Source organism: Rhodopseudomonas sp. BR0C11, assembly GCF_010820945.1.
Classification (GTDB): Bacteria; Pseudomonadota; Alphaproteobacteria; order Rhizobiales; family Xanthobacteraceae; genus Rhodopseudomonas; species Rhodopseudomonas palustris_H.
Genome location: NZ_QTKI01000236.1, coordinates 1 through 7,492, shown reverse-complemented (window position 1 = coordinate 7,492; position 7,492 = coordinate 1). Strand labels below are relative to the sequence as shown.

The 7,492-nt window shown below is 61.9% G+C and carries 10 protein-coding genes; 3 read left to right on the top strand and 7 right to left on the bottom strand.

All coding sequences use genetic code 11. The annotated features are described in order from the left end of the window. From kdpA to DYI24_RS17200, 3 genes are all read right to left on the bottom strand, one after another. Positions 1 to 1,233: potassium-transporting ATPase subunit KdpA (kdpA, locus tag DYI24_RS17210; protein ID WP_164573168.1), on the bottom strand; the 1,233-nt coding region annotated here is incomplete at its 3' end. 33 nt (positions 1,234 to 1,266) lie between these two features. After that, positions 1,267 to 1,356, bottom strand: coding sequence for a K(+)-transporting ATPase subunit F (locus tag DYI24_RS17205; protein ID WP_107344886.1), 90 nt, complete (start codon positions 1,354 to 1,356; stop codon positions 1,267 to 1,269). Positions 1,357 to 1,675: 319 nt separating this feature from the next. Next, positions 1,676 to 3,580, bottom strand: a complete 1,905-nt coding sequence (locus DYI24_RS17200; RefSeq protein WP_164573167.1) for a potassium transporter Kup — start codon at positions 3,578 to 3,580, stop codon at positions 1,676 to 1,678. A 510-nt stretch (positions 3,581 to 4,090) separates the two neighbouring features. Here DYI24_RS17200 and pufB (DYI24_RS17195) point away from each other — a divergent pair. Both pufB (DYI24_RS17195) and DYI24_RS17190 read left to right on the top strand, forming a co-directional pair. Further along, positions 4,091 to 4,246, top strand: coding sequence for a light-harvesting antenna LH1, beta subunit (pufB, locus tag DYI24_RS17195; protein ID WP_011158557.1), 156 nt, complete (start codon positions 4,091 to 4,093; stop codon positions 4,244 to 4,246). Positions 4,247 to 4,258: 12 nt separating this feature from the next. After that, the gene (locus DYI24_RS17190; protein WP_164573166.1) at positions 4,259 to 4,456 is read left to right on the top strand and encodes a light-harvesting protein; all 198 of its coding nucleotides are present in this window, start codon (positions 4,259 to 4,261) and stop codon (positions 4,454 to 4,456) included. A gap of 527 nt (positions 4,457 to 4,983) precedes the next feature. On the opposite strand, the gene DYI24_RS17185 is transcribed toward DYI24_RS17190, so the two are convergent. The 4 genes from DYI24_RS17185 to DYI24_RS17170 form a co-directional block, all read right to left on the bottom strand. Further along, entirely contained in the window at positions 4,984 to 5,622 is a 639-nt protein-coding gene (locus DYI24_RS17185; protein WP_164573165.1) for a hypothetical protein, read from the bottom strand. A 151-nt stretch (positions 5,623 to 5,773) separates the two neighbouring features. Beyond that, a complete protein-coding gene (locus DYI24_RS17180) occupies positions 5,774 to 5,953 on the bottom strand; it encodes a light-harvesting protein (RefSeq protein WP_164573164.1) in 180 nt (59 codons plus the stop codon). Between the two features lie 12 nt (positions 5,954 to 5,965). After that, positions 5,966 to 6,121 carry a light-harvesting antenna LH1, beta subunit gene (gene pufB, locus DYI24_RS17175; RefSeq protein WP_011158560.1) on the bottom strand — a complete coding sequence of 52 codons (156 nt, stop codon included), beginning with the start codon at positions 6,119 to 6,121 and terminating at the stop codon, positions 5,966 to 5,968. Between the two features lie 294 nt (positions 6,122 to 6,415). Continuing rightward, positions 6,416 to 6,652 carry a hypothetical protein gene (locus DYI24_RS17170; protein ID WP_164573162.1) on the bottom strand — a complete coding sequence of 79 codons (237 nt, stop codon included), beginning with the start codon at positions 6,650 to 6,652 and terminating at the stop codon, positions 6,416 to 6,418. Here DYI24_RS17170 and DYI24_RS17165 point away from each other — a divergent pair. Beyond that, positions 6,539 to 7,246 (top strand): response regulator, encoded by a 708-nt coding sequence (locus tag DYI24_RS17165; RefSeq protein ID WP_164573163.1) that lies wholly within the window; start codon positions 6,539 to 6,541, stop codon positions 7,244 to 7,246. The two genes, DYI24_RS17170 and DYI24_RS17165, sit on opposite strands and share 114 nt — an antisense overlap. Positions 7,247 to 7,492 lie beyond the last annotated feature (246 nt).

Sequence of the window (7,492 nt, the reverse complement as noted above, 5' to 3'; positions counted from 1 at the left end):
CTTCTTGCCGACGTATTCCGGCGTACGGCCGACCATCAGGCCGGCGACGAAGATAGCCAGCACCACGAACAGCAGCATGCCGTAGAGGCCGGCGCCGACACCGCCAACGATGATCTCGCCGAGCTGCATGTTGATCAGCGGGATCATGCCGCCGAGCGCCGTGAAGGAGTCGTGCATCGCGTTCACCGCGCCGCAGGAGGCGGCGGTGGTCACCACGGCGAACAGCGCCGACGCCACGATGCCGAACCGGACTTCCTTGCCTTCCATATTGCCGCCGGTGATCCCGAGCGCATCAAGCGACGCCGTTCCGGAAGCCTCGGCCCAGTAGGCGATCCCGACGCCGACCACGAACAGCACGCCCATCACGCCGAGAATGGCCCAGCCCTGCCGCTGATTGCCGACCATCCGACCGAACACGTTGGTCAGCGCGGCACCGAGCACGAAGATCGACAACATCTGCACGAAATTCGACAATGCGGTCGGGTTCTCGAACGGATGCGCGGCATTGGCATTGAAGAAGCCGCCGCCATTGGTGCCGAGCATCTTGATCGCGACCTGCGAAGCTACCGGGCCTACCGCGATCGTCTGCTTGGCACCTTCAAGGGTGGTTGCGTCGACGTAGCTGCCCAAGGTCTGAGGCATTCCTTGCCAGACCAAAAACAGCGCATAGGGAATGCAGATCGGCAGCAGCACGTACAGCGTGCAGCGGGTGATATCGACCCAGAAGTTGCCGACAGTCCGCACCGACGCGCGCGAGAATCCGCGGATCAACGCCATCGCCAAGACGATGCCGGTCGCGGCCGACAGGAAATTCTGGTGGGTCAGCGCCAGCATCTGCGACAGATAGGACAGCGTGCTCTCGCCGCCGTAATTCTGCCAGTTGGTGTTGGTCAGGAAGCTGATCGCGGTGTTGAACGCCAGGTCCGGCGCCACCGCGCCCTGCTCCGCCGGATTGAACGGAAGCAGCGCCTGGAGACGTAGCACGGCGTAGATGATGACGAAGCCGCCGATGTGGAACAGCAGCATCGCGAGCGTAAACGTCAGCCAATGCTGCTCCTGCTTCGGATCGACACCAGCCGCGCGATACAGCACGGTCTCGACCGGGCGCAGCACGGGCGTCAGCGGCGTCCACTCGCCCGCGAACACACGGGTCATGTACCAGCCGAGCGGCTTGACCAGCGCGACCACGATGGCCGCAAACAGCGCGATTTGACACCAACCAATGAAGGTCATGAAAGTCGTCCTTGTTGTGCGTCCGGGCCGAACTCAGAACCGTTCGGGACGCAGCAGCGCGTAGGTGAGATAAGCGAGCAGTGCCGCTGTGACGGCGCCCGCCAACGCATAGTCGATCGTCATCGCCGCTCTCCTAAAGACGCTCGCACGCATAGGCGTAACCGATCGCCAGCGTGAACAGTCCGGCGCATAGCGCCAGCATCAGAATGTCGGACATTGAAGGCCTCTTCTGCGACGGGCCACGTCGTCGACGCGCCCAACTCGTACCCAGCCGAGGTGCCACTTGCGGCGTAGGTTTTCGAGATCGCTTCAGCGGCGAAGATATAGGAAAGCCATATAGGCGGACGTCGCGGCGGCGGCGCGCGAGCGCTCATCCAGGCTTCAGCCGCCCACCCGCCTGCTCGTGGAGTGCTGCGCTTAGCTTCTCAGGCGTCGCGGTCCGTCACACCGTGATCTGCATTCCGACTTCGACAGCGCGGCCGGTCGGGATCTTGAAGTATAGGCTGGCGTCGTCGGACCATTTCGCCATGTTGACGAACAGCAGGCCTTGCCACCGCGGCATCTCGGACGGGCTTGCCTGGCGGATCACCCGCCGCGAGAGGAAGAACGACGTGCTCATCATATCGAAAGCAAAACCGAGCGGCCGGCACGCCACCAGCGCTTTGGGAACGTCCGGCGTCTCCATGTAGCCGAACCGGATCGTGATCTTGGCGAAGCTGTCGTTGACCGGCTCATAGCTCAGCCGCTCCTCCGCGCTGACGCGCGGGACGTCTTCGGTGACGACCCGCAGGATCACGTTCTTCTCGTGCAGCACCTTGTTGTGCTTGAGATTGTGCATCAGCGAGGTCGGCGTCGAGTTGGGATTACCGGTGAGGAACACGGCGGTGCCGCGAACCCGGCTGATCGACGACGAGGCCGAGATCGAGGCGATGAAATCGTTCAGATCGATTTCGTCCCGAACCGTCTTCCGCGCCACGATCTTTGAGCCGCGGCGCCACGTCACCATCACGCCCATCAGGCCAACGCCGATCATCAACGGGATCCAGCCGCCATCGACGATCTTGAGCAGATTGGCCATCAGGAAGATCAGATCGATGATCAGGAACGGGACGATCACCGCGGTCGCGACCGCCGCTGGCCAATGCCAACACTTCCGCATCACGAAGAACGCCATGATGCTGGTCAGCACCATCGTGCCGGTGACGGCAATGCCGTAGGCCGACGCCAGCGCGCTCGAGGATTTGAACGCGAACACCAGATAAAGCACCGCGACCAGCAGCAGCCAGTTGGCGCGCGGGATGTAGATCTGTCCCTTTTCGGTTTCGGAGGTGCGGCGGATCTCCATCCGCGGCAGTAGCCCGAGCTGGATCGCCTGCTGGGTCAGCGAATAGGCGCCCGAAATCACCGCCTGGCTGGCGATGATCGTGGCGCCCGTCGCGATCCAGACCATCGGCAGCAGCGCCCAATCCGGAAACAGCAGGAAGAACGGGTTCTCCAGCCGCTCCGGATACGACAGCAACATCGCGCCCTGCCCGAGGTAGCATAGCGCGAGCGACGGAAATACCAGCACCAGCCACGCCACCTGAATCGGCCGCCGGCCGAAATGCCCCATGTCGGCGTAAAGCGCCTCCGCGCCGGTCACCGTCAGAAACACCGCACCGAGCGCCAGCAGGCCGGCATGGCCGTGATGCAGCAGAAACTCGATACCGTAGATCGGATTGATCGCGCCCAGGATATGGAGATTGCCGATCAGATTGGCGGTGCCGGCAACCGCCATCAGGCCGAACCAGATCAGCATCAACGGCCCGAACCACGTCGCAACGGCCGCAGTGCCCCAGCTCTGCACCAGAAACAGCCCGACCAGGATGGCCATGCTGAGGGGCAGGATGTACGGCTCGAAGCCCGGCGCAACCAGCTTCAGGCCTTCCACGGCGGACAGCACCGAGATCGCCGGCGTGATGATGGCGTCGCCGTAGAACAACGCGGCGCCCGCCATGCCGAGCAGCGAGATCGCCGCGAACCGACGCCGCATCACGCTCTGCAGCAACGCCATCAAGGTCAGCGTGCCGCCTTCGCCGTGGTTGTCGGCGCGCATGATCAGTAGCACGTATTTCAAGGTAACGATGATCAGTAGTGTCCACAGCATCAGCGACAGCACGCCGAAGACCATCTCCTGCGTCAGCGCCCCGCCCGCGGACGCGGCGGTGAGGCTTTCCTTCAGGGCATACAACGGGCTGGTGCCGATATCGCCGTAGACGACGCCAATCGACCCCAAGGCGAGCGTCCAGAACGAGTTCGGCTTGGGAGAGTCCTTCGCGATCGCGAGGTCGGAAACGGCTTCAGTCATGGCGCCCTGTGACGTTCAGCGGGCCACCTGCCCGCAGTTTCCGGCACCCTGGAATTACGGCGGACACGACGTCAAGACGTAGCGGCACGCAATCGTAGCTACGCCTATACGGCTCCTATATCGGGCCCGACGGTTCTTTATGAGATCTTTATATCGGGCTCCTGCAAGGCCCAACAGGCGGCCCGACCGCTTCTTTTCGTACAGCTTCACCCGCGCAAACACTGGGATCGGCTTGGTCCGAATCTCAGCTCCCAACGCCGGCATCGATCACCTCCAGTGCTCCCCCACCGCATGGCCAGATGCGATGACTGCCCGTGCTCACCGCCGGCGATACGTACCATTCGTTTCCTGACCAGCCTCGGCTCCTAGAGGGATTTCCTGACGTGACGATCACGAGTCCGTGTTCAGACGGACCACCCCGCATGTCATCCCCGATTTACTACGCGTCGCGCTGGCCTAGTGTCACAGCGCGGTCGCGTGAACTACGCGACGCAACAAGAGGGTCATCTAATGGTCGACGATTCGAAAAAGGTCTGGCCCACGGGTCTGACGATTGCGGAATCCGAGGAGATCCACAAGCACGTGATCGATGGCGCGCGCATCTTCGTGGCAATCGCGATCGTGGCGCACTTCCTGGCGTATGTGTATTCGCCTTGGCTACACTAAGGAGCCACTGAGATGAATCAAGGTCGTATCTGGACAGTTGTCAGCCCGACAGTCGGTCTTCCGTTGCTGCTCGGCAGCGTGGCCATCATGGCTTTTGCCGTGCATTTCGCGGTCCTCGAAAACACCTCCTGGGTTGCCGCTTTCATGAACGGTAAGTCCGTCGCTGCGGCGCCCGCACCAGCGGCACCGGCCGCGCCGGCTAAGAAGTAACTTCCCGTTCCTGAGTGACGGAGGGAGCCCGCAGCGACGGCTCTGTCCTCCTGGAGAGTCCGAGACCTCGGAGCTCCCTCCCGATCTCCCTTGTTGCCCTTGCCGGCGTTGACGGCCTATTGACGAGGCCATGACCTCGCCCCTGACGAATGCGGTCGGCGCCGATCGTCTACAAATCCACTCTTCCATCGATATCCCGTTCCCGCGGCGTTGCAGCCAGCCAACGCGGTCGCGCGATGCGGCACGCAGGCGCGCCAATGACGACGTCGGATGATGTCGTCTGGCGGGCACATGCCCCTGCGGGCAAGGACGCCCCGCAAGAGAGCTCGAAGCGGCAGTAATGCAACAGGCTGGGAGGAAGGATGTCCGAGTCCGCAGGCGGCACCTCAAAGTGCCGCCTGCGCCGTAAGCAACTCGGGAGGTGCGCGAGATGGCAGGCTCGCTAAATCTTCGAGTTACCGCGGACTGTCGACAGTGATGGCTGAAAACACTGTCGGCAGAGGGAAAATGGACGGTCGGCTCCGCACTCAGGCTCTGGTGAGGAACAGCGTGTTGCCGTCCACCAAAAGAGGCGTGCCGGAGAACGAACTGTAGGCGCCCTTCTGTTCGACCAACAAAGGTGTTCCCGAGAACGACTTATAGGTTTCGCCGTCGAGCAGCAGAGGCGTCCCTGACATCGAGCGGTAGCCTCCGGTCTGCTTGATCACCAGAGGCTCGCCCGAATTCGAGCGGTAAGCGCCCTGCTGCTCGATGATCAACGGGGTGCCGGAATGTCCTTTGAACGGCTGCGATTTACTCAGCACCGGCAGACGCAGCAGCGACGAGAACGGAGCCGCATCGTCCCATGCACGCGGCTTGGCAGCCGGTTTGTTGATGATCGGATTGTACTTCTTCATGATTTCGGTGGCCTTGCCGCCCGCACCGAAATGCGCAGGCGCGATCGCAACAGCACCGCCTCGGCTGATCGTTTCGGCCAGGCCCGCAGCTGTCGCGCGCAGGACGCCGAGCTTGCTGATCGCATTGGTGAGATCGGCAATGCTGCCGCGGTTCGGCACGGTCCCGTTCGGAAGAACCTGAGCCTTGTCGAAACCGTTCGTCTTCAATTCAGATTCCAGACCCGCAACCTGGCGGACGGTCTCGTAGCAGAGAATGACTTGAAACGTCATGGCATCTCTCCTTCACGTCCCGGGCAGATCAACCGACACCAGCGCGCGGTCGGAAAGCGCGCAGGAACCAGGGAAGAGCCAGGAAGCCTGGCTGACCGCGGTAGCGGGGATCCTCGGATCCCAGCCACCGCAGCAACAGTCAGAGACTGTCTTAGACGGCCTTGATCGAGCTCTCGATCGCGGCAGCCTTACCGTTCATGAACTTCGCAACCCAGGTGGTGTGCGTCAGCACAGCGAAGTGGACCAGGAAGGCCATGACGGCGACGCTGCCGAGCAGCAGCGGGAGACCGACGGTCGGCTTCACGACAGTCCAGATACGACCTTGATTCATCTTGGATACTCCTTAGTGCAGCCAGGGCGAGTAAACGTACGCCAGGAAATGCGCCACGATCGCGATGGCCACGAAAATGCGCGAACCATCGATCACGTGCTTGTGGAGCTCTTCCGATTCCGCGATGGTCAGCCCAGTCGGCCAGACCTTGTTCGGATCGTCTACCATGGATAACCTCCTAAGAGACTAACGATCAGTTTCGTGCTGAACCCGCACGCAGGTAGTTGTTCACTGCTACGCCGAACGAGTGCTCGCGGTGTCAGCAATGGATCTGATGATCGCTTTGCTGTCTGCATCCGAAATTTCGGAAGCGTCTCAGCTCGGCTCTCGTGCGCCCCGCCCCGATAATCATCAAGATTCTGTGATCAGGACGCGGGCTGAACTTACGCCGACGTCTCGAAGCGTCAATTTGGGCCGACAGAAGCGAACCGTCCGTACGATGCTGGATGTTGGACTCCAACGTCAGGATTTCCTGACGTTCCGATTTGATTTGCGCCAACCGACCACGACACCGCCGGGTGTAGTTTTCGCCAGGAAGATCAGGGGCAGCGAGAACGCTTTCGGCACCGCGATCTTGTGTGGTGGATGGTGCGGACGATGGATCAGAAACTCACGCGACGGGTGCATCAGGGGCATCTCCGAATTTTCATCGCGGACGATCATCCGGTGGTCTTGAGCGGGATGAAGATGCTGCTCCAAGCCGATCCCGAGTTTGAAGTCGTCGGCGAAGCAGCGGATGGTCCGACAGCGCTCCGTCGGGCGATCGAACTGCAGCCGGACGTGGCCGTGTTCGATCTGTCGATGCCGGGCATGTATGGCATGGAGGTCATCCAGAAGTACCTCGCAGCCCGTCCGAAGGCCCGCGTCGTCGTCGTCTCGGTGCAGGAAGACGGTGCCAATCTGCGCCGGCTGCTGAAGCTCGGCGTCGCCGGCTACATTCTCAAACGATCGGCCACCGATGAACTGATCCGTGGCATTCACGCTGTGGCCAAGGGTGGCGTTTATCTCGATCCGGCGATCGCCGGTCAGGCGCTGGGCAGAGTCGTCCATGCCGCGCCGACAAATCTCGGCGAAACCAGCCAGATCTCGCATCTCAGCTCCCGCGAGTTGGATGTGCTCCGGCTGGCGTCGGTCGGGCACAGCAACAAGGTGATCTCCGCCAAGCTGCAGGTTGGGCCGAAGAGCGTCGAGACCTATAAGGCGCGCGCGATGGAGAAGCTGGGCTTCACCAACCGCGTCGAACTGATCCGCTTCGCGCTCGACATGGGCTGGCTGGAAAATTCCGGGTTGTAGACAGCGAAGTCTCCCGTTCTGCAGATTTCGACGGGTCGACAGGGAGCGCCGAAGATTGGCATTTTGTTACCAATTCGGTCGGCAGCGGCGGCCCCTCCCTCATCCTCTTGATCTTGCGCAAAACGGTGCGCGTCATGGCGGGCCAGCATTCAGGCGGCATCGGTCGTTGAAGGGCGGCACAAGACGCTGCGTGCCCAGCAATCGACACTCAGGCGGGAATGCAATGACCGGAGGAATCGTCGCCAG

What these genes read in the sequence shown, in the direction of transcription:
- pufB (WP_011158560.1), bottom strand. Translation starts at nt 6,121, where the DNA reads ATGGTAGACGATCCGAACAAGGTCTGGCCGACTGGGCTGACCATCGCG.
- DYI24_RS17185 (WP_164573165.1), bottom strand. Translation starts at nt 5,622, where the DNA reads ATGACGTTTCAAGTCATTCTCTGCTACGAGACCGTCCGCCAGGTTGCG.
- DYI24_RS17180 (WP_164573164.1), bottom strand. Translation starts at nt 5,953, where the DNA reads ATGAATCAAGGTCGTATCTGGACTGTCGTGAAGCCGACCGTCGGTCTC.
- pufB (WP_011158557.1), top strand. Translation starts at nt 4,091, where the DNA reads ATGGTCGACGATTCGAAAAAGGTCTGGCCCACGGGTCTGACGATTGCG.
- DYI24_RS17200 (WP_164573167.1), bottom strand. Translation starts at nt 3,580, where the DNA reads ATGACTGAAGCCGTTTCCGACCTCGCGATCGCGAAGGACTCTCCCAAG.
- DYI24_RS17205 (WP_107344886.1), bottom strand. Translation starts at nt 1,356, where the DNA reads ATGACGATCGACTATGCGTTGGCGGGCGCCGTCACAGCGGCACTGCTC.
- DYI24_RS17165 (WP_164573163.1), top strand. Translation starts at nt 6,539, where the DNA reads ATGGTGCGGACGATGGATCAGAAACTCACGCGACGGGTGCATCAGGGG.
- DYI24_RS17190 (WP_164573166.1), top strand. Translation starts at nt 4,259, where the DNA reads ATGAATCAAGGTCGTATCTGGACAGTTGTCAGCCCGACAGTCGGTCTT.